The 21,982-nt window shown below is 70.1% G+C and carries 21 protein-coding genes; 9 read left to right on the top strand and 12 right to left on the bottom strand.

Translation table 11 applies throughout. The features are described from left to right. Positions 1-510: 510 nt before the first annotated feature. From IE145_RS27610 to mobF, 3 genes are all read left to right on the top strand, one after another. On the top strand, positions 511-852 hold the full coding sequence (locus IE145_RS27610; protein ID WP_189528167.1) for a hypothetical protein: 342 nt from the start codon (positions 511-513) through the stop codon (positions 850-852). A gap of 221 nt (positions 853-1,073) precedes the next feature. Further along, the gene (locus IE145_RS33525; protein ID WP_229825878.1) at positions 1,074-1,328 is read left to right on the top strand and encodes a hypothetical protein; all 255 of its coding nucleotides are present in this window, start codon (positions 1,074-1,076) and stop codon (positions 1,326-1,328) included. A gap of 165 nt (positions 1,329-1,493) precedes the next feature. Continuing rightward, positions 1,494-5,156, top strand: coding sequence for a MobF family relaxase (gene mobF, locus IE145_RS27605; protein ID WP_229825876.1), 3,663 nt, complete (start codon positions 1,494-1,496; stop codon positions 5,154-5,156). A gap of 69 nt (positions 5,157-5,225) precedes the next feature. On the opposite strand, the gene IE145_RS27600 is transcribed toward mobF, so the two are convergent. After that, positions 5,226-5,546, bottom strand: coding sequence for a hypothetical protein (locus tag IE145_RS27600; protein ID WP_189528166.1), 321 nt, complete (start codon positions 5,544-5,546; stop codon positions 5,226-5,228). Positions 5,547-6,059: 513 nt separating this feature from the next. After that, entirely contained in the window at positions 6,060-6,785 is a 726-nt protein-coding gene (locus IE145_RS27595; RefSeq protein WP_189528165.1) for a hypothetical protein, read from the bottom strand. A 395-nt stretch (positions 6,786-7,180) separates the two neighbouring features. Between IE145_RS27595 and IE145_RS27590 the strand changes: the two genes are divergently transcribed. Beyond that, positions 7,181-7,354, top strand: coding sequence for a hypothetical protein (locus IE145_RS27590; protein WP_189528164.1), 174 nt, complete (start codon positions 7,181-7,183; stop codon positions 7,352-7,354). A 357-nt stretch (positions 7,355-7,711) separates the two neighbouring features. Here IE145_RS27590 and IE145_RS33520 read toward each other — a convergent pair whose 3' ends face one another. After that, positions 7,712-8,443 carry a hypothetical protein gene (locus IE145_RS33520; RefSeq protein ID WP_229825874.1) on the bottom strand — a complete coding sequence of 244 codons (732 nt, stop codon included), beginning with the start codon at positions 8,441-8,443 and terminating at the stop codon, positions 7,712-7,714. 386 nt (positions 8,444-8,829) lie between these two features. After that, a complete protein-coding gene (locus IE145_RS27580) occupies positions 8,830-10,122 on the bottom strand; it encodes a helix-turn-helix domain-containing protein (RefSeq protein ID WP_189528163.1) in 1,293 nt (430 codons plus the stop codon). Positions 10,123-10,322: 200 nt separating this feature from the next. Between IE145_RS27580 and IE145_RS27575 the strand changes: the two genes are divergently transcribed. Continuing rightward, positions 10,323-10,763 carry a UCP032817 domain-containing protein gene (locus IE145_RS27575; protein ID WP_189528162.1) on the top strand — a complete coding sequence of 147 codons (441 nt, stop codon included), beginning with the start codon at positions 10,323-10,325 and terminating at the stop codon, positions 10,761-10,763. Positions 10,764-10,921: 158 nt separating this feature from the next. Further along, entirely contained in the window at positions 10,922-11,596 is a 675-nt protein-coding gene (locus IE145_RS27570) for a class I SAM-dependent DNA methyltransferase (RefSeq protein ID WP_189528161.1), read from the top strand. A gap of 91 nt (positions 11,597-11,687) precedes the next feature. On the opposite strand, the gene IE145_RS27565 is transcribed toward IE145_RS27570, so the two are convergent. The 5 genes from IE145_RS27565 to IE145_RS27545 form a co-directional block, all read right to left on the bottom strand. Next, positions 11,688-12,500: a DUF6042 family protein gene (locus tag IE145_RS27565; RefSeq protein WP_189528160.1), complete on the bottom strand. Its 813-nt coding sequence runs from the start codon at positions 12,498-12,500 to the stop codon at positions 11,688-11,690. A 64-nt stretch (positions 12,501-12,564) separates the two neighbouring features. Continuing rightward, complete coding sequence (locus tag IE145_RS27560; protein ID WP_229825872.1) at positions 12,565-13,131, bottom strand: hypothetical protein; 567 nt, start codon at positions 13,129-13,131, stop codon at positions 12,565-12,567. Then, positions 13,118-14,386 (bottom strand): AlbA family DNA-binding domain-containing protein, encoded by a 1,269-nt coding sequence (locus tag IE145_RS27555; RefSeq protein WP_189528159.1) that lies wholly within the window; start codon positions 14,384-14,386, stop codon positions 13,118-13,120. Before IE145_RS27555 ends, IE145_RS27560 begins: the two co-directional genes overlap by 14 nt. A gap of 1,199 nt (positions 14,387-15,585) precedes the next feature. After that, positions 15,586-16,260 carry an HNH endonuclease family protein gene (locus IE145_RS27550; protein ID WP_189528158.1) on the bottom strand — a complete coding sequence of 225 codons (675 nt, stop codon included), beginning with the start codon at positions 16,258-16,260 and terminating at the stop codon, positions 15,586-15,588. Positions 16,261-16,416: 156 nt separating this feature from the next. After that, complete coding sequence (locus IE145_RS27545) at positions 16,417-16,770, bottom strand: hypothetical protein (protein WP_189528157.1); 354 nt, start codon at positions 16,768-16,770, stop codon at positions 16,417-16,419. 329 nt (positions 16,771-17,099) lie between these two features. On the opposite strand from IE145_RS27545, the gene IE145_RS27540 reads away from it, so the two are divergent. Beyond that, positions 17,100-17,363 carry a Thoeris anti-defense Tad2 family protein gene (locus IE145_RS27540; RefSeq protein ID WP_189528187.1) on the top strand — a complete coding sequence of 88 codons (264 nt, stop codon included), beginning with the start codon at positions 17,100-17,102 and terminating at the stop codon, positions 17,361-17,363. Between the two features lie 36 nt (positions 17,364-17,399). On the opposite strand, the gene IE145_RS27535 is transcribed toward IE145_RS27540, so the two are convergent. Further along, positions 17,400-17,729 (bottom strand): hypothetical protein, encoded by a 330-nt coding sequence (locus IE145_RS27535; protein ID WP_229825871.1) that lies wholly within the window; start codon positions 17,727-17,729, stop codon positions 17,400-17,402. Between the two features lie 40 nt (positions 17,730-17,769). Beyond that, entirely contained in the window at positions 17,770-19,041 is a 1,272-nt protein-coding gene (locus IE145_RS27530; protein WP_189528156.1) for a competence protein CoiA, read from the bottom strand. Positions 19,042-19,359: 318 nt separating this feature from the next. On the opposite strand from IE145_RS27530, the gene IE145_RS27525 reads away from it, so the two are divergent. Beyond that, positions 19,360-19,857 carry a hypothetical protein gene (locus IE145_RS27525; protein WP_189528155.1) on the top strand — a complete coding sequence of 166 codons (498 nt, stop codon included), beginning with the start codon at positions 19,360-19,362 and terminating at the stop codon, positions 19,855-19,857. 246 nt (positions 19,858-20,103) lie between these two features. Beyond that, positions 20,104-20,739, top strand: coding sequence for a GNAT family N-acetyltransferase (locus IE145_RS27520; protein WP_189528154.1), 636 nt, complete (start codon positions 20,104-20,106; stop codon positions 20,737-20,739). Positions 20,740-20,960: 221 nt separating this feature from the next. Here the strand turns inward: IE145_RS27520 and IE145_RS33515 are convergent, their stop codons facing one another. Beyond that, positions 20,961-21,896: a hypothetical protein gene (locus tag IE145_RS33515; protein ID WP_229825870.1), complete on the bottom strand. Its 936-nt coding sequence runs from the start codon at positions 21,894-21,896 to the stop codon at positions 20,961-20,963. Between the last annotated feature and the right edge of the window lie 86 nt (positions 21,897-21,982).

Raw genomic sequence — 21,982 nt, 5'->3', positions numbered from 1 at the left:
CGGGCCAAGCTCGGACCGGTAGGCGAGGTGCTCTGTGGATCACTTCTACCAGTGCCTCGCCCACTACCAAAGGAGTCTCTGTGCACGCATTTTCTCAGCTTGTCCGTCGAACCGTGGTGGTGGTGATCACCATGGTCTTGGCCGCCTCCACCTGGCTACGGGGTCGTTTCGAGGACCTCCTGCTCTTGTTGCCCGGCCGGCCGGGCGGCCGCCCGGGCCGGTGGGCCCGCACCTCCCATCTGCAGCTACGGCGAAGCTCCACTCGCGTGGCCACCGACGGGTGATCTGAACCCCGAAAACTCAACAACAACAGAATATGGATCATACGCCATGAAAGCTCCGAAAAAGGACAAAAGCGAACTAGGACTAGAATCTGGCATCGACGAAATAGGCCGGGTCTCCGCTCACAGTGGGGGCCCGGTTGGTCTTTTGCTTTGCACCGAGGTGAAAACACCCGGCGCCCCGCCCAGCTGACTCCGGCGGCGGCAGGTACTCAGTGAGGGAATGGCCGTGACCACCACGCCCAATCATGGCGACCGCAACGAGAATCTCTCGGCCTCGCCGTACGTGGACCGTACGATCGAGGAGCTGCTGGCCGAGATTGAGCACGAGCTTCGCCTCCGTCGGCGTGACGCTCGTGCTCGTCGTCGCCAGCTCCGTCGCCAGCAGCCGCTTCGTGTGCGGGCCGGGAGGGCTGCGGGTATGACGCTCGCCGCGATCGGTGCGATCGCCTTCGTCGCCGCCGGAGTTCTCCTCCTTCTCGGTGGACTGTCGGTCGCCCTGCAGCTTGTCGGGCTCGCCGCCGCCGCCTGGGGCGGTGCGGCTGCCATGGTGATCTTCACGACGACCTGAGCACACACGTCGATGGCCGGAGCCGGTGCCCCGCGGAACGGGGCACCGGCTCCGGCCATCGACGTGTGTGCCTTCACCTGTTTCGTTGATGATGATGATCAAAAATAGGGGAAGCACGAAGGGGGGTTCCCCTGTGGGGGAACCCCGGCAAGCCGGGAAATGCACAACCGCACAAGCGGGGACACAGTGCGGGACACAGAAACACAACGGGGGACACGGGCATGGCGTGGGTGACGGCGATCCGCGACGACGAGCAGGTCGAGTACCGGCTGCGGGAGCAGGCCGGGTGCTCGGTCGTGGCGTCCGAGGACGTCGTCCAGGAGCAGGCCGACCGGGCGTTGGAGTACCGGCTCCGGGAGGAGGGCGACGCCGCGCTGGTGTGGATGGGCAGCAGTCTCGCCGCGGTCGGGCTGACCGAGGGTGCGGTGCTGGACGAGGAGGGCAAGGAGGCGGCCCGCAGGCTGATGGCGGGGTGACACCCGGAGACCGGGGCAGGGCTCATCCGTACGCGGACGTCGGCCCGTGCGCACCCGCTCGCCAAGCTCACGACGGCCCGTCTGGTCGAGGCGATCGAGGCCGCCGCCGAGGAGCGCGGGATCGCGGCCGCGGATCTGCTGGAGGGCAAGCCGAAGCAGCAGAAGGTGCTCGCGCAGCAGCAGCGGATGGTCCACCGCCAGGGCGACCGGCACCGGATGCAGGTGGGCACCCTGCACAAGCTCGCCCGCGCCGCCGGCCTCTTGCTGGACGACGTCTACGGCGAGCAGGAGCTGGCTGACGCGCGCGAGCACGCCGACGCCCGGGTGGACGACCGGGTGCGCGGCTGGGACCTGATGCTGGACATGCCCAAGAGCGACAGCGCGCTCGCCGGGCTGCTGCCCGACGCCGACAGCCAGGAGTACCGCGACCTGGTCCACCGGGCGAAGACCGAGACCATCCGGGAGGTCGAGCGGTGGGTCGGGTACGCGGTCGGCTCCGAGGACGGGCGGCCGGTCCGGATCGCGACCGGCGGTCTGCTCGCATGGTCGGTCGAGCACCAGTCGGCCCGGCCGATGGGTGACGGGCAGCCCGGCGACCCACATCTCCACCTCCACATCACGATCGCCAACATGGCGTTGTGCGAGGACGGCGAGTGGCGCTCCATCGGCAACAGCGGGCAGGACCTGCACCGGCACGCGGCCGCCGCCGACGCCCACTTCAAGGCCCGGGTGCGGGCGCTGACGTACGAGCGGTTCGGCGTACGGCGGGAGCGGGCCGAGCGGACCGGCGCGTGGGAGGTCGAGGGCGTACCGGAGGCGGTGCGCGAGTTGTACTCGCGGCGGCACGGGCGGATCGTGGAGATGGCGGGGGACGAGTCCGGGCGCCAGGAGCGAGACCGTGCGGCAGCCGAGAGCCTGCGAGCCAAGCACGCGGCCGACGCGGCCGGGATGCGGGCGAGCTGGCGGCAGCGGGCCGAGGAGGCCGGGGTCGACGTCGACGCGATGGTCGCGGCCGCCGCACCCGGACCGCCCGACCCGGGGGCCGGCCCCGCACTCGACGGACCCGGCGGACCGCGGATTCCCCCGCCGTCCGACGTGGCCACCCTCATCTTCGACCCGGCCAACGGGCTCACCGCGAACGAGAAGATGTGTTCGCGCGCGCAGCTGCTCGCGGTGGTCGGCAACGCGCTGCCGTACGGGCTGGACGCCGACGACGTCGGCCGCCTGGACCAGCTCGCCGACGACGTGCTGGACGTGGCCGGGTACGCGGTCCGGGCGCCGGACTACGGGTCCAGCGTGATGACGTCGACCGCCCGGTACACCACCCAGGACATCCTGGATGCCGAGGCGTACGTACGGGACCAGGCGCTCACCCGGCACTGCGAGGAGGCCGCCTCGCTGACCGGCGACCAGGCCGCGGCCGCCATCAGTGTCTTCCAGGTGGCGGTCGGCTTCGAGCTGTCCGAGGAGCAGCGGGCGGCGGTCACGCGGCTGCTGACCGGCGGGCACGGCATCGACACCGTCGTCGGCGTCGCCGGGGCGGGCAAGAGCACGCTGATGGAGGGGTGCCGGATCGGGTGGGACGCCACCGGCACCACGTACGCGGGCGCCTGCCTGAGCGCGGTGGCCGCCCAGCAGCTCACCCAGGCGTCCGGCATCCCGGCCCGCACGGTGGCCTCCTGGCTCCAGCAGATCCGCACCGGGACCGGACTCAGCGGCGTCGACGTCCTGGTCGTCGACGAGGCCACCATGGTGGACGACCGGGCGGCCGAGGTCCTCATGCGCGAGGCGGCCCGCACCAGCACCAAGCTCATCGGCATCGGCGACCCTCTCCAGCTCCAGGCCGTCGCCGCCGGCGGCTGGTTCCGCGAGGTCCACCGGCTGGTCGGCGGGCTCACGCTTCGCGAGAACCGGCCCCAGGAGGACGCCGCCGAGCGGCACGCCTTGGAGGTGTGGCGGACCGGCGATCACGAGCAGGCGCTGCGGCTCCTCGCCGAGCGGGGCCGCGTCCACCCCACCGAATCGGCGGACGAGGCCCGCTCGCAGATCCTCACCGTCTGGGACGAGCTGCGCCGCGACCGCTGGCCCAACACCCACGACCTCCTGGACGAGCTGGTCGTCCTCGCCGCGAGGAACGCGGACGTCGACGCGCTCAACGCGGGGGCGCAGCAGATCCGCCGGGCCGCCGGCGAACTCGGCACCGAGCGCACCTACGCGCTGCCCGGCGGGGACCGGCTCACCCTCGCCGAGGGCGACGCCGTACGCGTCCGCGCCAACGACTACAGGTCGAGGCGCGGGCAGGGGCCGGACCTGCTGAACGGGTACCGGGCCGTCGTCTCCGAGATCGCCGAGGACGGGCGGGTCGAGGTGACGTGGCGTACCCGCGAGCGCGGGAAGGACGACGCGTACGTGTCCGCGTGGCTGACGCCGGAGCAGATCGCGGGCGGGGCCCTGTCGCTGGGGTACGCGATGACGATCGCCGCCTCGCAGGGCATGACGTGCGACACCTCGCTCATGTACGGGCACGGTGCGAACGCGTTCGCCGCGTACCCCGGGCTGACGCGGGGGAAGAAGGAGAACCACCTCTGGCTGCCGCTCGCGGTGATCGAGTCGGAGGAGACCCGGGCGCGGCTCGGTGCGGCCCGTACGGAGCGAGAGCGCCTGGAGCACGCCGTCGACGCGTACGCCCGGTTCCTCGGGCAGTCGCGGCCCGACAGCATGGTGAGTGACCTGTTCCGAGAGCCGCCCGCCCCGGCCCCGACCGTCGTGGTGCCGTCGCCGACGAACAGCAGGGCCGTCAGCGCCGCGGCAGCACGCGCCCGCTCACCATGGCACGTCCAGCAGCGGGGGGAAGAAGCCACCGCGCCGCGCGAGTACCAACTCACCAAGGAGCAGCGGCAGTGCCTGGAGGACATGCGGGAGGAGCGGGAGCTGGCGGGGACGCGGGCCTGGAACCAGCGCCCGTACGGCGGCCACACCGACCAGGAGCTGATCCGGCTCATCGCCACCATGCCCGTCGACGCCCGTCTGGAGGACCGGGACGCGGACGCCGCCGACGAGGCCGCGGCCGCACTGGTGCAGGAGATCCAGGACGCCGCCGCCGGCGGAACCACCCTCGGGCAGATCGAGGTCGCGCCGATCTACGTGCTGCTGGACCAGGCCGACGAGCACCTGGCCCTCGCCCGCGCCGAGGAGGCCCGGGAGACGGAGGCCGCCAAGGTCGCCGCGACCGCCGACGAGCACCTGCGCCACCTGTCTCTGTCCGACGAGAAGAGCCGCCTGGCCCTGCGGATGGCGGGCACCTCCCGCAAAGAGCACACCCAGCTCAAGAAGCAGGCCGAGATCGACCGGGCCGCCGGGCACCGCGAGGCCGCCGAAGCTCGGATGGCCGCCGGACGGGCAGCCACGGACGCCTGGAAGACCCTGCGGGACAGCCCGTACACCTCGGTACTCGGTATCACCGAGCACCGGGTGCCGGACGCCGACACCCTCGCGGCCCGGCTCACCGAGATGCGCCAGACCCGGGTGCCCGCCCGCGCCCAGCAGAAGGACGCCGGCGACCAGAGGCGCATCGCCCGCGTCACCGCCACGGCGAACAAGGCGCGGGAGGCCGCCTCGATGTACCGGGCCGTCGCCGACGACGCCCGTACCGAGAAGCAGCTCCGGCAGCGGATCGCCCAGCAGCACCCGGAGCTCCACCGCGCAGAAACCCGGGCACGCGCCGAAGTCCAGCAGGCCCAGGAGGCGCAGACCGCCCGGATCGAGCAGCAGAACCGCCGGTACCAGCCGCCCGCACCGAGCCGCTCCGGACCCAAGCTCGGACGCTGACCGGGCGCTGAAACAGCCGAGGGCGGGCCCGGTGGTCGGGCTCGCCCTCGTGCGGCGTTACGGGGACAGCTAGCGCCGGGGCAGGCCCAGGAGCATCAGCCAGACCTGGACGGCCAACATCAGCAGGTCGGCGCCCATCTGCGTCTCGCCCACCGCGAAGCACACCATCGACGAGGTGAAGGCCGTCGTGCCGATCCAGAAGACGCCGGCGCGGCTGTGGGTGTGCACGAACTGGGCCGCATCGGCGCGCCGGGCGCGACGACGCTGGCGTCGGAGTTCCTTCAGCTCGCGCTTGCGGCGCGCAATCTCGCGTTCGGAGGCCGCAATCAGCGCATCGTACGGAGGAAGGTTCTGGCCTCCGGCGCTGGGCTGGGGGATCCTCATCGTCATGGGGCTGTCCTTGGCTGGCAGGTCCCAGCCGCTCGTCGTGGTGTCCAGCCGTCCGAGCGGGTGGTGCCGGGCTACTCTCGCGCGGCACCAAAGAGACGCGAGCCGGAGACCCAATGTGAGGTCTCCGGCCCGCGTCATTTAGAGGCTGAGGCGCTAGGGCCTCGTGATGCACGCGTCATCGTCGTTCACCAACTCCCTCTTGGAGCCCAGAAGTCGGGCAGGCCCTACGACGGCGAGAGACCTCGATGCTCCACGACGACCAAGCGGCCGCAGAGCGCCTCCACACGTGAGCACACGCAGAAGAGGCACCAGCATGATCAAAAGCTCATCCCACACCCGAACGCAGGCACGTCGTACCCGGAGAGCGCGGGTCGCCACGATGAAAGACAGCGTTTCCATGTAGCTCTTCCCCTTTCCAGTAGCGGGTTGCGATTGCAGCCCACTCCCGGTGTGCAGCGGCCCTGGCCAAGGGGCCGCTGCACCCGAGAGAACAGCTGCTGCTCCTGTACCGTCCTAGTCGGTGGCCGGGATGCCCATCGGCATCCGCTCGGCGCGCTCCTTGAGTTTGGTCCGGGCGCGGTGCACGGTCTGACGGGCGTTCTCCGCGGTCATGACCCGGCGCCCCTGGGCGTCCTTGAGAACGGTGATGCGCTCACCGCGCTTCTTCGCCTCCTTGGCAGCCGCAAGGGCCTGGAGAACGTCTTCCTCCTTCAGGCCATTCATCTCGTTGATGGCACGGGCAGCCTCGTCCGAGGAGAGGTCGTCGAGCTCGATCAGCACGAACGCAGTCAGCTCCGAGCTGCTCAGGCAGGACAGCAGCGCGGCAGCGTAGTCCTTCATCTCCGCGGCACGGTCCGCAGCACCGAGGTCGACCGGGAGCGCGGCCTCCAGGTTGGCCGTGTCCCCGGCCGCGAACTCGTACTGGTAGCGCGTGGCAGTGCGGCGCCAGTGATCACGCGCCTTGTTCAGGATGACCTGCCGCGCGAAACCACTGATGGTGCGTACCCGGCCCTTCTTCAACTGATTGAAGATGGCCTCGCGCGCCAGGTTGAAGACGACGCCTTCGTTGTCCTCCCCTACGAGGCTCGCCGTGTGCCTAAGGAGCCTGATCTCCTGGTCACAGATCCAGCACCACTGCTTCCTGGACTCCGGCGGCAGCTCGGCTTCGGCTGCGCGGCCACCAAGAACCCGGAAGCGTCGCTGATGAGGCACCGAGTCCCCACGGGTTGACTTCGTCACTGAGGTTCCTTCGCGAATTGGTCGGTGATCTTTACCGGTCACCTGGCCCCCCTGTCACGGCCGTGCCCCCCTTGGTGCCCGTGCCAAAAGGACGCGACGAGCGCTCCGATCGTGAGGAAATCTATGATGTGACCTGCGTCACAGGCCATTCGCTGATCACGCTCCCCGCCGGAGCGCACGGTTCGCCGCGCCGGCGGCCGGAGGAGGTGGGCGGTATACGTGGCAAGGCGAGCCCCGCCACCGGAGTCGCTCGTCGATCAATCCATTCGACGACGGAGGGCGCAATCGGTCCGCGCGCTCCCGACCGCTGCAACCGCAGGTCTGAAGGCCGTGTCTCCACTCCTATGACACCGAACCGTCGGCCCGGACCGGACCCGAACGACCGGGAACTGCGCTTGTCAAAGGTCGGGCGTGCTCTGACCTTCGCCTTCGCGGCAGCCGTCCTGACCGCGGGCGGCGTCTTCTACACCCTGGTAGTCCTGCTCGACGTCCAGGACCTCAAGACCACCGCGACGCTGGACGCGAAGACGCTCTGGGAGGACACCGCCACCGAGGGCATCGGCCTGTAGACGCCGAGGCGGAAACGACTGGTTCTGTTCACGTCGTAGAGCAGCGTTTCGACAGCAGTTCGGGAGGCACCCGCCCACCTCCGATGTTCACGAGAACGGACAGCACCGCAGTGGTGGCCGGCCGATCGCCGTCGACCGCGCCACGGCGGCCGTCGTACGGAGCCTCGTCGACTTCCTCCGACATGCCGATGCGTACGGAGAAGCGGGGGCGGGGGCCGGCCGATTGCGAGGTAGCGGCGCAGGTCGTCCGCTACTCGCTCCGCATCCAGAAAGTCGTGCAGGCGCTGCCCCACCACCGACGGTGTCCCAGCGGAGGAAGACTCCGCGAGCTGCTCGTTCACTTCAGTTACCTGCGGCTCACCGGGGTCCGTGCTGGGCGCTCCAGGAGCGGCACAGGGCGGTGAACTCCTGCTGGCGCTCGGCCAGGAGGTCGAGGGGGCGCTGGAGGTGGCAGTCGAGGAAGTGGACGCCGTGCTGGAAAGGTTCGAAGCCGACCGTGGACCACACGCGTGCGAGCTTGGCCGCTGCCTCGCGGTGCTGTTCCTCGGTCATTGTGCGTCCGTCGGCCGAGCCCGGCTCGCACAGCACGGCGGTGCAGTCTGGTGAGAGGCGGCGGATGGCCGCGCCCGCCAGGACGGGGCCCAGGCCGAAGCCGCGCCATGCGGGCTCAAGGATGACGCGGTCCATGACGAGCAGGTCGCCGACGGGGTGAGCGAGCGCTTCCTCGAAGTCGCGGGCGAACTCGCCGCGGGCGACGTCCAGCACGCGCTCGCCGATGCGCGAGACGTCCCCGGTGTAGGAGTCCATGGCGTAGAAGGGGTTGTCGGGGCCGAACATGCGCACCCTCAGGAACGACATGCGGCCGACCGGCACATCCTCGATCGCGTCCAGGGTCTCTTGGTCGGCATCACCGCGCGCTGCCATGTCTTCGGCCAGGATGTTCCCGTCGATCCTCGCGGTCACCGTCCAGCGTTCCAGCGTGTCATCGAACTCGTACGCCTGGAGCGGGTGTTCGTGCTGGTAGGTGAGGCTGATCAGAGAGGGATCCGCGGGCAGCGGGGCACGGTCAACAGCGAGAGCGGTCATCACCAGCCCACCGTAGCCTCCCCCCTGCCCCCGTGAGGCCCGATGCCCGGAGAGATGCGGGCAGGAGGCGGGTGCTCGCAGGGGGAGGCTTCGCCTCTCCTTCAAGATGCCGTGAGACTGTAAGAGGCGTCTCCTTGGATCCTGGCGATGGGGCCGGATCCGGGCCACCAGCACCGAAGAGCAGCAGCCTCCCTGGTCGGCGCGGGGGTGGTTACGGCCCAACCGGGCGTCCAGGCAATGTCGAGGGCCAAGAGCGCAGCCCGCCAGCCGGCCCCATCACCGGCCCCCACAGCCTTCGCACCCGGTCAGCGTCTCCCCCTCCCGAATCTTCGCCCCCTCGTGCGGCGCAGTTCCGCCTTTCGTGTGCCGAAGGGCTCCTTGCCGCGTCCTCAGGCGGCTCTGGTACTGAGGGACGCGGCCAGTTCCCGAACCCCGGCTGTCTGGGCGTGCCGTGTGCGCAGGTCGGTGACGATGGTGCGGATGGCGGGGCGGTCGCGGACCTCGCCCGGTGATGCCCGCAGGGCGCTGAGCAGTTCGGCGGCCGTCTGCTCGGGTTTGCCCCACTGCCACCACGCGCGGGCGAGGTCGGTGTGCATGCGGGCCTTGCGCTCCGGGGTGGTGAACTGGCCCTCGTGCAGGCTGCGTCCGGCTTCGAGAGCGGCACCGGCGTCGCCGAGCGCCCAGTGCACGCCGACGGCGTACAGGTCGACGGCGGCCGGGGTGAGGGGGAAAAGCCTGCCCTGGGGCGGGTCGTGCGGGAGGTCGCGGGCCGCGCGGGTGGCGTCGCGGATCATGGTGAGTGCCTGGTCCCGGTCGCCGGCGCGGGCTGCGGTGTAGGAGGTGGTGCACAGCATCTGGGCGTAGGCCGAGGCCTGGGCCGGGGTTCGAAGTCCGGTCTTCTCCACGCGGGTGACGGCGTCGAGGATGTGGCGTTGGGCGGCGGCCGGCTGGTTCTGGTGGCGGAGGACGATGCTCAGGTCCCTGGCCGCCGCGGCGGCGGCGAGGGGTGAGCCGGAGAGTTCGGCGTAGATGGTGGCGCGGTCGGCGCTGAGCCTTGACTGGTCGTATCTGCCGATTTTCGTCAGGACTTGGGCGGTGAGGCTGTAGCACGCGGAGAGGCGGGCGAAGTCGAGGTCCTGGCGGCTCCGGGCGGCTTCGCGGGTGTCGGCCAGGAGGCCGGGCAGGGCCTTGAGGAGGTGGCTGTGCTGGCCGGCGTCGAAGTAGCCGCGTGCGGCGGTGATGCGTCTGTCCAGCGGGATGGTCGAGCCGGTGGGGGCCGGGGTGCTGGCGAGTGCGTCCTGGACGCCGGTCAGCAGGGCGGTGGGGGCCGTGAGGCCGGCGGCAGCGAGCAGGGTACGGCGACGCATGGGGTCCTCCTCGTCACGGCGTGGCCCGTCCGCGACGACTGTAGCGGCTGGTGGCCCGGCTAACCCGAGTGACGCCGCGAGGACACCCGTCGGGACGCCCGCCTCGCGGGCGGCGCGCCGAAGGAGCGTCAGGTCGGCGTAGCCGTGGTGTGTTTCCAGGCGGGAGACGGTGGAGGTGGAGCAGCCGATGCGTGTGGCGAGGTCGGTCTGCCGCCAGCCCCGGTGCTGGCGTGCGATCCGGATGAGGGCGCCGGGGTCCTGGCGGGCGACGGCGGTGGTGACCCTGCTGGAGGTCCAGAGGGAATCGGTGCGCACAGGGGCCTCCCACTCGCCAGGAGCCGACAGGTCTGCCTGTCCACGGTAGAGGCCGTAGGGGCGGGGTGCCTATGGCGTGTGCAAGGTCTGCAAACGGTGTGCACCGGACGCATGTTGACCACCGCGTGGGGTGGGTGGTCGCTTTGCTGGGGGTGTGGCCCCGTGTGTGAGGCGGGGCCTCTCACACACGGGAGGACAGTATGGCGACAGCCGCCAAACCCAGGGTCCGTGACCCTCGGGACTACGTGGACCCCGAGGTCTGGGCCCGGGAGGTCCAGCTCCTCATGCGCGACTACCCCTTCGACGAGGTGATGGCGACGCGTCTCTTCCACGCCGCCGTCTCCTACCTGATCACGGCCATCGACAAGTGGGGCCAGGGCCTGGAGATGTGCTGCGGCCGCACCGTCGACATCGCGGTGCACACCTTCATCCTGGACACGCGGAACTACCGCGAGTTCTGCCACCGGCACTTCGACGGCAGGTTCCTGGAACACATTCCGGAGATCGACTTCAAGTACGACGGCAGCGTCGAGCGGACGGCGCAGATCATCGCCGACAACGGTTTCGAGGTCGACTGGAAGCTGTGGGAGGCGGACTACGGCAAGTGCGGCCCCTGCCGGCCCGGGGAGAACTGCCACTGAGCCGCAACGGCCGGCCGGGGCCCGGCGACGCGCACAGCGTCGCCGGGCCCCGGCATGTGCACTCCTGGGGGTGAGGCGGGGGCGTTCGCCGGTGGGCAGTGGAGCGGCGCGGGTACGGTGGCCAGCTCGAAGGCCGCCCCCGCCCCCAGAGGAACGTCATGCCACCCGAGCCCCGCACCCTGTCCCAGTACTGGGACACCTACAAGCCCTACCGGGGAGCGGGCGAGCAGCGCGCCCCGGTGGTTGGCCGGTTCGAGTGGACCCAGTACCCCGGCCACGGGCCCGGAGCCGAGGTGCTGGGGCACCCGCGCCGGGCCCTGGACCTGGGGCCTGCGGAGGGCAGGGAAGCGGTGTTCCTGGCCCGCCAGGGTGTCGCGACGACCGGTGTGGACCTCTCCGCCGCCCAGGTCGACCGCGCTAGCCGGTGGTGGAAGGACACCCCCGGCCTCAAGTTCGTCCACGCCGAGGCCGGCGACTACCTCACCTCCAGCACGACGCCGTTCGACGCGGTGTACTCCGTGTGGGGCGCGGTGTGGTTCACCGACCCCGAGCTCCTCTTCCCGCTCGTCGCCCGGAACCTCACACCTGGCGGGATCTTCGCCTTCAGCCAGGCTGAGCCCTCCCCCGGCGTCTACGGACCGCAGCCGATGCACGGCAAGTGGCTTGAGGGCAGGGAGAGTGAACTGACCGTGCTGCGCTGGCAGTACACACCGCAGACGTGGGCGGACCTCCTCAAGCGCCACGGCTTCACCGACGTCGACGCCCGCATCCTGCCCGCACCGGGCGGGGAAGGTCTGGGCACGCTCCTCGTACGCGCCCAAGGCCCGGCCTGACCCGGTTCGGGCTCGCTGCTGCGGTCCTCCGGTCTGGCCACGGTGGCGCCGGCAGAGGCAGTACGCGGCGGGCAGTTGGGCCCCCGGGGCGTCATGATTCGTCGGGGGCGAGGCTGAGCTCGATCCGGGTGTCGTGGAAGTGGGCCCAGTCCATGATCATGCGGAAGCGGTGGTGCGGTTCCAGGCGTTCGGGGTCGGCCGATTCCTGTCCGCGCAGGATCTTGGCGTCGTCGCACTGGACGAGTTCCGCGACGGCCAGGCGCACATCGTTGACGTCCTGGCCGGTGGCGCCGGCCAGGCGGTCCAGGGAGGTGAGAATTTCCTGCGGTTCACCCAGTTCGTCGATCAGGTGGTTGACGAGGACGTCGACGAGGGGGCCGGTGCGCATGATCCAGCGGATCTTGTCGAGGTGCCGGGTGAGTTCGGTGCCCAGCGGCAGCAGGTCGCCGGGAAGCGGCAGGACGGCCGGCATCGACCAGCGGGTTCCCTGGGGTGTTTCGTGGCGGCGGGCCAGGCCCCAGGTCAGGTAGAGCTCGGCAAGGTCACGCACCGTGGTGGGCACCGGGTAGCCGGCAGCCGTGAGCATGGCGCCGAACTTCTCCCACCGTTCCGCTTCGCATGCCTCCCGGCCTTCGGGGGCTTCCTCGTAGTCCCACTCCTCAGCGTGCCAGGTGAAGGTGAGGGCGCCGTCGAGGTCGCCGCCGATCATGTCCCAGTGGCCACCGCAGATCTCCTGCAGAAGGTCGTCCAGGGAGCCGGTGAAGCCGGACTGGGCCGCGGTACCCATCAGCGTGGTCAGGGCGAGGGCTTGGCGCGGCAGGACGTGGTCCCAGCCCGAGACGAACCAGTCGTTGTGCATCGCCATGTCCCGGCGCTGGCCGGGTACAGAGGGGTTCTCCATCATCCGTATCTCTCTGTGAAAACGGCCGGACAAGCGCAGCGTAAGCATGGAAACGAGGCCCGTCTGGTCATGGGCGGCCGACCCAGGCCCGGTGGTCGGGGGCGACGTGGAGGTGCTCGCGCAGGCGGCCGCGCAGGACCCCGACGCGTGTCCGGCCCTCCAGGACCTGCAGCCCGCCGGTGTCCGGGTTAAGGAGACGCCGCTCGATCAGGAGCGGCGGGCGCAGCCACGTCCCCCGCTTCTCCCAGCACCGGGCGACCTGCGGGGGCCGGACGGTGACCCAGTGCACCGGGTTCTCGGCGTAGTTCTCGATGCAGCCCTCGTCGGAGGCTCCGGTGGGCATGGCGGTGAAGCGGGCGGCGGGGAGGGTCTCCAGCTGCCAGGTGATGGTGTGCAGGTCGATGGTGTTGTAGTCGTCGACGAAGGCGGGGTTGTCGCCGTGGTCGAAGAGGAACTGCTCCAGGACGTCGTCGGGCCACCGCAGGGCGGCCACCGTCGGATCGGTGCGGAAGCGGTCGAAGCTGAGAGCGCCGTCCCGGCGGCGGGCCATCAGCGGCCGGAGGTCGGTGAGCCTCATGCCACCGGCCCGGAGTCGGTGGCCGGTGGGGCCGGGTTTGCCGTCAGGGCTGGTCATCCAGTGCCTCTGCGAAGAGGGCTTCCGAGCCCAGGGAGCGCAGCAGCGGGCCCAGGAGCCGGCGGGTGACGGTGCCCGGTTGGTCGCGGAGTTCGGCCAGGGTGGTGCCGGTGGTCTCCTCGTAGGTGTCGTCGCTGTAGCGGTCGTTGGTGGGAAAGCCCGACTCTCCGCCGTACCGTCGGCGGCCGTGCAATCGGTTCGCGCCGGCGCCGATCACCCAGTTGCCGTGGTAGCCGACCTCTTCGGAGACCAGCCGCATCAGTTCCAGTACGCGCCAGGTGAGAAGCACGGCGGCACCGTCGAACAGCATCTGCTCCTCGCCCTTCTCCGGCTGGTAACGGCTGGAGACGCCGGTGGAGAGGCGGGACGTGTACAGGCGCAGGCCGCCGTCCTCGAAGAGCTGGACCTCGATCACGCTGTTGTCGCCCCACTCCGGATGCTCGTTGGCGTACGTGCGGTCGGAGTTGAGTCCCCTGGAGGCCAGCGCCACTCCCCTGGCCCGGCGCTGCGGCTGGTGTGCGTAGTCGAGGTCGGGGTGGAACCTCGTGAGCGCGGTGGGCAGGGACTCGCTGGTGCGGGCCTTGGTGACCAAACCGGTGAGGCGCGTCTGCCAGTCGGGGGCGCCGGTGATGGGCAGGCACACGTCGCGGCGCGCGGCTGCGGGGCGGGCCACGAGGAAGAGGTGGGACTGGTCGTCGACGTTGCGCAGCGGGTCGTTGTCCATCTCCGTGCGCAGCAGGGTCAGGGTGTCGGCTTCGGCGCTGCGCCGCCGGGCGTGGAGGGAGACGACGTCGGCGTCACCCAGTTGGTACTTCGTCTTGTCGCCGCGTCCGTAGTACTTGTTGTCGACCATGTGCGGGGCGACGGGGCTGGCCGGGATGTGCACGATGAGGTATCCGGTGCCGTCCGCGGCCTTGGAGGTGATCTCCTCGGTGATGACGGTGAGCGGGGGGTCGGGGATCGTGCGGGCGACCGACTCGATCTTCTCCGGGAGCCCGTTGAGCGGCTGGGCTGCAAGCTCGAAGGTCCGGCTCTCCTTGTTCTCCTGGACGCCGATGACCAGGGTGCCGCCGTCGATGGCGAACGAGGCCAGGTCCCGGGCCAGTTCCCTGTTGTCTCTCTTGGTGTCCGGGGCCTTCTTGAGGTCGAGGTGGTGGTTCTCCTCGAACAGGCCGCCGTCGATCGCGGCTTGGAGGTCGTCCTCGGTCCGCGGTACCCAGCGGGGGTTGTCGGAGGAGAGGTAGATCGAGGTCATGTGCGTCCCGCTCTCGTGCAGAGGCCCGGGCCCGGGCCGCAACTTGCCTTGGGCTCAAGGGTAGGGAGGGGCGCTGACACCGGGGCGCTGTCCGCTCGTGGTCGCCTCTGTTTCGGGCGGGTGGTCGGTGGGCGGCTGGAGTCCTTGCCCGGGTCGGCCGCTGCGTCGTGCCACACAGCGGCGGTCGTGACAGGCCTCCGGATAAAAGATTTCCAGCAGCCAATAATTCGCTCACGCGATCGAGGATAAGGGGGCAAATCCCCCTCCACAGGAAGCCGCACAGAAAATCAGCGCGCTCACCCGAGAACGGGTTTGACTCCAGCACCCCACTGAGGATGTACTGAAAGAAAGGAGAATTCAGCCACTCAAGAAAGGATCGCACGGGCATGACCCCAAATGAAGCAGCGCCATCCGAGGTGCCGGATCAGGGAACCCCGAGAGCTACGTCCGGCACCCCGCTTCCAAGCCCACACCGAAAGCCGTGGGTCGCAGATCCCGCACGCCGGGGGCTGAGGGTTCTCTACCGCGGAGTCACGATCTCGATCCGCCTGTGGCCGTACGTACATGAACACGTGGTTCTGCTGCTGCAGCAGCACCTCTAGGGCGGCCGCGAGGCCAAGACCACGCCCATGGTCCAAACCTCGCGGCCGTCTCGGAGAGCTCCGGGAGCCAGAGGTTGCGAACGCCCGATGACTCCCGGCGCGTGAATCACGTCCGAGACTGTGCCGGTGAATCTGTGATTCACCGGCACAGTCATTCTAGGCTCTTCGGAGTGGATGAATCCACTCCGAAGAGCCGTTTTTCGTTCTCAGCCATCCAAATTTTCCGCGAAATCTTGATCTGCCGCCCGGCCAAAAAACCCGAACTTGTATTTTCGCGAGTATTCAGCTCTGCACATTCGCCGTACGGGCCAGATTGCCGGTTCACTGATTCCACTTTTGCGAACTTTTTCAGGCATCGGATTTTTCGCGTGCGCCACGGGCTGAAAAGTGGGCCGGTCGTCCTCCCCGGATTTTTCAGGATCGGTGTTTTCGGGGAACCCGGGGGTGCGCGGTTCTTCGGTTTCTGTGCCTCCCGGGCGGGCAGATGCCCTCGCGTACGTCATGTGCGGTACGGCAGCACCCTGCCTGTCCTGCGGTTTCGGTGAACTCTGCACGCGGCACGGTCGGACGGCCCGGTCCCCGAGCGGCGGGGAGGGTTCAGGCGGCCGGGGTGTAGCGGACCATGGTGTCCTCGCACGGCCCGTCGGCGTACGTTTTCAGCGTCTCCAGTTCGCGGTCGTCCGCGGTGAGCTGCCAGCGGAGCTTGGTGGCCACCCACTCCCCCACGTACCGGCATTGCGCCTCGGGGGACGGTGGCATCCAGTCCGTCGGGTCCTGGTCCGCCTTCTGCCGGTTGGTGCGTGCGGTGACCGCGACGAGGGAGGTGTGCGCCTCCTGGTCGTTGGCGTAGGCCTCGCGGCGTGCCGCGGTCCAGGCGGAGGCGCCGGAGTCCCAGGCCTCGGCTAGCGGCACCATGTGGTCGATGTCCAGGGCCCCGGCGCTGGTGACTTCCTGGCGGTCGTAGTAGGAGATCCACGTGCCGCCGGTCAGCTGGCAGCCGGTCTCCACCGTCGGTGCGATGACCGCCTCGGCGATGAGGACCTCCTTACGGGTGTTGCACCCGTCGGACGTGTCCTCGCCCACGTTCCAGTGCTTGAAGGAGCTGCGCGTGTACCCGGCGCGGTTCTCCTGCGCCGCCTGCACCAGGCCGACCGCGTCGGCCAGGGTGGTCACCTCGGCCGTCGGGGCGGCCTGGGCGGCGGGAGCGGAGAGAAGGGCGGTGAGGGCGAAGGAGAGTGCGCTGAGCCCGCGCACGAGTTTCTGGATCACCATGGCGTTCTACCGGCCGTGATCCGCTCCCGGTGAAGCCGGTTCCGCGTGCTCACCCGCCTGGGGGACACGGTTCACCGCAGGAACGCTTCAGCACTCCGCCCGCCCGCAACCGCTCGGGTACGCCTGATCCGGACGGCTGGAGACGTTGCTGCCGGCTCAGCAGGTCTGCGTCGCAGGTTCACCGGGAACGGTGGTGGGCTCTTGGGCGTCCGGGAGGGTGGCCGCCCGTTGGAGCGCCTGGCCCAGGTGCCACAGCGTCACGGCCGGAAGGAGCCCGCCGAGGCGGTCCGCAGCCCTCAGGTGGCCCACCGCACCGGCCAGTTCGCTCCGGGTGGAGGGGGAGGTGACGTGGTGGAAGTTCGCTGCAGCGTCCTCCAGCAGGACGGCCAGCTCGGCCACCCCGGGGTCTTCGGGCACCTGCCCGCCCCAGTCGGTCACCGCGCGGCTGAGCTCGATGATGAGGCGGCCGCGCGCTTCGGCCAGCCGTGCTGAGAGATCCCCGATGATCACAGGAGCATCCTCTCTCATGACCGGGGCGCGGCGGGCCCGTTCGGCGAACACCCTGCTCAGCAGGGGCCGACGGCACGCTCGTGCCGCGCACCGCGCGGGGATGGGCTGCCCTGGCCCACACGGCCCGCTGCAGCTGCCCGGCTGCAGACTCGCGTGTCCGGTGCGAGCCGGCGCGTGTGTAAGCCGGTTCAGAGGGCCTGTAGGTCTGGGGAGCACCGCGGCCAAGGGCGACGCGGTGGCGGGTCGACGGGCGAGTGTGCAGTGACCGGGTCTGTCAACCGCGCTACCGAGCGATGGAGTTCGCGCTCTACGCTCACGGGGTGACAGATATGAGCTGGTCGGACCTGTTGCGGCGGGGAACGGCGGACCCCACCTTGACCTTCGCCCGCAAGAAGTGGGAGCAGCCGGGGAAGTTCGTGTGGGTGGCCCCCCGGGAGACGGTCACGGCGCCTACCGGGAAGGAGTACCCGTTGTGCGTCACGGTGTACTTCAAGGACGCGGATGACGTCGTCAAGCCCTACCAGCCGAGCATGGACGGGATGACGGAGGCCGACGACTGGTACGTCGGCGTCTCCGGCCGGCCGCCCGAGTAACCGCCCCTGGGCGTACGTTCGCCCGGCGGCCGGCTGTCAGAGGGGTTCTCCGGGGTCGCGGAAGACCGGCGTGCCGTGCCGGCTGTCATGGCGGTTGGGTGTCAGCCGTTCCCAGTCGCGGCCCATCGCCGCTGCCATGGACAGGTACCCGCGCTGCTGGAGTCCGCGGTCGGCCTCCTCCAGGTCGGTGGCGGTGAAGGCGTCGCGGACCTCGCCGCTGCCGTCGAGGAGGCTGATTTTCCAGCCGTGGCCGGCGGTGTCCGGGAGCGCCAGCGCGTACAGCGGGGCGGGGGTGGCCCGGGCGGCGTCCAGTACCTCGGGCTCCCAGGTCACGGCGGGCGCGGGCGGATCGGGTAAGCGGCTCATGACCAGGAAATCTAACAGCGTGCGGGCTCCTGTGGTGGGCTCATCCGGGGCGGTCTGGCCCCGGGCGGTGAACCGACGGTGGGGGGATGCGTTCGAAGGTACGGCGTCCGGTGCGGGGGTCCAGTACGGCGACCCGTAGCGGGACCCTGGCGGCGGCCCGGATGCGGGCGAGCCAGGTGTGGTCGGGGACGAGGATGTCGAGCTTCTCCGGCCAGTGGGTGAGGGCGTGCGGGTCGGGGCAGACGACGGCGGCCAGGGTGTATCCGCCGTCGGTGTCCCGGTGCCGGGCGTGGACCAGCAGGCCGTTGCCGTAGCGGGGGCTCTGCTCCCCGTAAAGGATCGCCTTGCCGGAGGCCGTGCGGACCAGCCGGGTGAAGGCGTCCCAGGCCGCGGGGTCGAACCCGGTGCGCCGGAAGAACCCCGCCAGCCGCTGCATCTCGTTGTGCCGTTCCTCAAGTTCGGCCTGGCGGTCCAGGGCCCGCTGCTCGGCGGCCCGGCGGCGCCGGTCGGCGGCCGCGGCCTGTTCACGGCGGCGCTCCGCGGCGGCCTCCCGCTCGGCGGCTTCAGCCTCCGCCTCCAGGCGTGCACGCTCCAGGGCCCGTTCCTCGTAGGCGGGCGCTGTCCACCACACCGTCCCGTTCACCGCCGTGTGCACGCGCACCGTCCCCTGGAGGATCCATGCGAGGGCGTCGCCGAGCGGGCAGGTGATGTGCTCCCACGTGGCCTTCGCCTTCAGGGTGCGGGGGGTCCAGGTGTAGCGGGCCAGCCCGTGCCGCACCGTCCAGGACTTTCCTCCTTCGGCGGGGGCGCTGGCTCTGAGCGTGGGTACGGTGCGCGCCCAGGGGCGGTCCTGCAGGGCGACCCAGCACACCGCCACCCCGTCGCGCGCGTAGCGGTCGGTACGCATCCTGGCCTCGGTCGGTGTCATCGGCGACAACTGCGCCTCCAGTGCCATGAAGGGCAGGTCCCGGTCGTCGAAGACCAGGACGTCGGCCCGCCAGTCCCCGGCTTCGCTGCTGACCTCCAGTTCCGCGCGCCACCCGGCCGACCGGGCCGCCATGGCCAGCTCCAGTTTCAGGAAGTGATGCTCCGGCGACTCGTTCGCCAGCTCGCAGTCCGGCGGCCGTACCTGGTGGTAGAAGTGGCGCAGGCCGTAGCGGGAGGATCGGGCGAAGACTCTTCCGCCGCACTCCGGGCATGCCAGCCGCACCCCTTTCACCCGGTGGATCTCCCCCCAGGTGTGCCCGCACCCCAAGTCGCCCAGCGACACGTCCAGTCGGCCCCAGACCGGATGCACAGCGGTGTACCCCATCAGCCCCCCTGCCCTGACACCCCTCCGTACGCCCAGTGTCGCCGCGGCCGGGGCGGGCAGGGTGCCCCTCCCGGGAATCGGCCGGGCACGAAACCCCGGGCACAGGCTGCAGAGGGGTGGACGGGCCGCGGGCGGGAACCGTGCTGGGTTAGCCTCGCCGTATGTCGACCGGTGGACCGTCTACGGCGAGCTCGTCGGATCGGCCCAGATCAGGCGGTCGCCTGGGCCCTCCCTTCCGTCGAACCCCGCCGCAGGTGGCGGCAGCTGAGCGGTTGTCGGTAGACGGGCATGCCTCCGGCCGCGGCCTACGATCTGTCTATGAGCGTTCAGACCGTGATCGAGGCCGAGGCATTCCCCCTCACCGTCGCTGTGGGGCCGGAGTTGATGCTGATGCAGCCAGTGAGCCGGCACGCTGTCGAAGGGCTGGACGAGGCCTACACGGAGGCGTGCCTGGACTTCACCTCAGGCATCCAGTCCACCGGCACCACCATCGATGCCCGGTGGAAGGTCGCGCCTGATCACCGTCATGTTCTGCTCCTGCTTCACGGCAGGACACCCAAGCCCTTCGAACTGGCGGTCCGTTTCACGCTCGAGACAGCCCGGGAGCGGCGTTTCTTCGTGAAAGTGGCACAGGACGCGGATGCCGGGCGGGTCAGTCTGTGGATCTATCCCGACAAGGAAGATGCCGCTCGCGCCGCGGTCGCGCTGCAGAAGCAGGACCTGCCGCTCTTCGGCAGCCTGGGCATCGGGGTCGAGAGCGACCTGCACTGCCGCACCTTGCACCGGCTCGGCCGAGAGCCCCGCCCGGCAACCTGACCAACACCCGGGCCACGAAGACTCCGCAGCGTCGCACGCAAGACGAGGGGCCAGGGCAGCCTCAAATGCCCGTGGGGCGAAAGGAATGCGCCATCGTTCTCGCCCTCAGCGGCGGGATGATCGCTTTTGCCCTCATCGCTGAGCGACCTCTTGGCCTACTGGTAGCCGTGTTGCCGCGCCGGCCCTCACAGATACGTGTCCGGCTGGGCGAGGCCGCACGGCCTACTTCAGTCAGAAAGGACGCTCGTGGGACGCAGCAAAGCTGGCAAGCCCCGCCGCCGCCGCCCCGACAAGCTGCCGGACAACATCCAGATCAGAGAAACCCGGCGCGGGGAGGGCCAGGCGTTCACCGAGCTCGCCGCACTCGCCATGGAAGGACACGGCGACTTCGACGACCGCGAACCCATGTGCGAAGCCATCGACGCAGAAGGGCCCTTCACCACCCAGTTCGGCACCGGGCGTTTCGTCTTCCTGGTCGCCGAACACACGCCCACCGCGCGCATCGTCGGCGTCTCCTCCAGCATCCCGCCCCTGTCCGTCCTCGGAGGCATGGAACGGGACGGGGCAGACCCCGTGACCCTGGGAGCCACCGCGATGGCTTACGCCAAGCTCCGGGCCCTGGCCGTCGCAGACGACTACCGGCGTCAGGGCATCGCCTCCGCCTTGATCACCAGGGCCATGGCAATCCACCGTGAGCACCGCGCGTTCTTCATGTACGGGCAGTTCACCGCCGAAGACACCGCCCTGGCCCGGTTCTACCGGCGCCACGGCTTCACCATCCATGCTCCAGGTGAGCCGGTCATCCTCCCCGGGGGTTCCCGGTACCGCGACGTGGGTGCCTCGCCGCTCCCCGGCGAGCAGATGTTCTCGCGCCCAATCTGACCTCGACGGTCCTCCTACGGGCTGGGCACTCCCCCGCCCTGTCCTCGGCTTCGCCGTAAGCCGCCTGGCGGCGGACGAGCGGCTGCCGAGGACCGGGAACGTTGCCTGGACGCTCCGCCCGGGAAGAGCCGCCATCGTCAGGGCATCACCTGGCCACAGCGCGCAAGCCAGCAGCCCCGGCACCCCGGGTCTGACCGCCCTGGGGCGGGAGCGCACCGGGGTCAGAAGCCGAGCCAGGCCAGGTGCGCGGCGAACCCCTCTTCGTCGGCGATGTCCGGGGACCGGATGTATGAGCACACGACGCACTGGCCGTAACCCACGCGCCCCCAGATCGGGGCAAGGCCGTCGATCTGGAAGGCCTCGTGGAAACAGACAGGGCACTCCTCCAGCGAGTAGCCCAAGTCCTCACGGGGTTTCGCGGTTTCGGCGCGACGCTCGGCCTCCTCCTCGCCGATCCGGTCCAGGAACGCGGCCGCCGTCTCGCGGGCGGCGGCGTCCGCACGCAGCGCGCCGTCACGAACCCGGTCGGCCTGCTGCTCACCGATCGCGTGGAGGCTGTCGTGCCCGTCAAGGGCCAGCAGCGCCGTGACATGGGCAAGGGTCAGGATCCCCGTGCCTCTGCCGTGACGGGACATCGCAGCCTGCCTGTTGCCCTCTTGAAGAGTTCCTATGTCGATGTGGGTGCCGCGGGAAGCGCTGGGGCGCTCGACGTCGAAGATGGTGTTCGCGGGCCCCCGCGGAAGTTCGGCTGCGGGATGCTGGTCGAGGATCAGTACCGCGCCGTTCTCCATCACCACCCGCTCCACGGCCGGGTCCTGCGCCTTGGTCTCGATCAAGGCCAGCAGCTCACCCGGGCCCAGTACGTGCCCGCTGCGTTTGGTTTCCTCGCCGGGCCACTCGTGGGCGACGATCGCGGCCAGTGCGCTGTTCAGCCCCTCCGCGTAGAGACCGTCGCTGCCGACCAGACCCCCGCCGAACAGATCTCCGGGGTCAGGCGCCGGGTCGAATGGATTCCTTGCAGCAGGATCTGGGGCATGGTCGTGGGCTGCCCGCTGGGCGGGGAGGTGCGCAGCCAGCTCAGCAGCGCACCTCCCGAACCGGGCGGCCCGCTCCATGGCCAGCCGTCTGGCCTTCTCCGTGGCTTCCTGATCGGTCACATGCGCATGCTGCCGTACATCCGCACGCCGCCGCGCATCGGGCCGGGGTCGAGCTGCAGAAACAGCTCTGCCCAGCCCCGCCCGCC

Source organism: Streptomyces sindenensis, assembly GCF_014649035.1.
In the GTDB taxonomy this organism is placed as follows: Bacteria; Actinomycetota; Actinomycetes; order Streptomycetales; family Streptomycetaceae; genus Streptomyces; species Streptomyces sindenensis.
This window is presented reverse-complemented; position numbering and strand designations above follow the sequence as displayed.

Excerpts from the sequence above, each read along its gene's own strand:
- IE145_RS27560 (WP_229825872.1), bottom strand. The coding sequence starts at position 13,131 with ATGACCAGCCCTGACGGCAAACCCGGCCCCACCGGCCACCGACTCCGG.
- IE145_RS27570 (WP_189528161.1), top strand. The coding sequence starts at position 10,922 with ATGCCACCCGAGCCCCGCACCCTGTCCCAGTACTGGGACACCTACAAG.
- IE145_RS33525 (WP_229825878.1), top strand. The coding sequence starts at position 1,074 with ATGGCGTGGGTGACGGCGATCCGCGACGACGAGCAGGTCGAGTACCGG.
- IE145_RS27565 (WP_189528160.1), bottom strand. The coding sequence starts at position 12,500 with ATGATGGAGAACCCCTCTGTACCCGGCCAGCGCCGGGACATGGCGATG.
- IE145_RS27555 (WP_189528159.1), bottom strand. The coding sequence starts at position 14,386 with ATGACCTCGATCTACCTCTCCTCCGACAACCCCCGCTGGGTACCGCGG.
- IE145_RS27535 (WP_229825871.1), bottom strand. The coding sequence starts at position 17,729 with ATGAGCCGCTTACCCGATCCGCCCGCGCCCGCCGTGACCTGGGAGCCC.
- IE145_RS27600 (WP_189528166.1), bottom strand. The coding sequence starts at position 5,546 with ATGACGATGAGGATCCCCCAGCCCAGCGCCGGAGGCCAGAACCTTCCT.
- IE145_RS27530 (WP_189528156.1), bottom strand. The coding sequence starts at position 19,041 with ATGGGGTACACCGCTGTGCATCCGGTCTGGGGCCGACTGGACGTGTCG.
- IE145_RS27540 (WP_189528187.1), top strand. The coding sequence starts at position 17,100 with ATGAGCTGGTCGGACCTGTTGCGGCGGGGAACGGCGGACCCCACCTTG.
- IE145_RS27525 (WP_189528155.1), top strand. The coding sequence starts at position 19,360 with ATGAGCGTTCAGACCGTGATCGAGGCCGAGGCATTCCCCCTCACCGTC.
- IE145_RS27550 (WP_189528158.1), bottom strand. The coding sequence starts at position 16,260 with ATGGTGATCCAGAAACTCGTGCGCGGGCTCAGCGCACTCTCCTTCGCC.
- IE145_RS27575 (WP_189528162.1), top strand. The coding sequence starts at position 10,323 with ATGGCGACAGCCGCCAAACCCAGGGTCCGTGACCCTCGGGACTACGTG.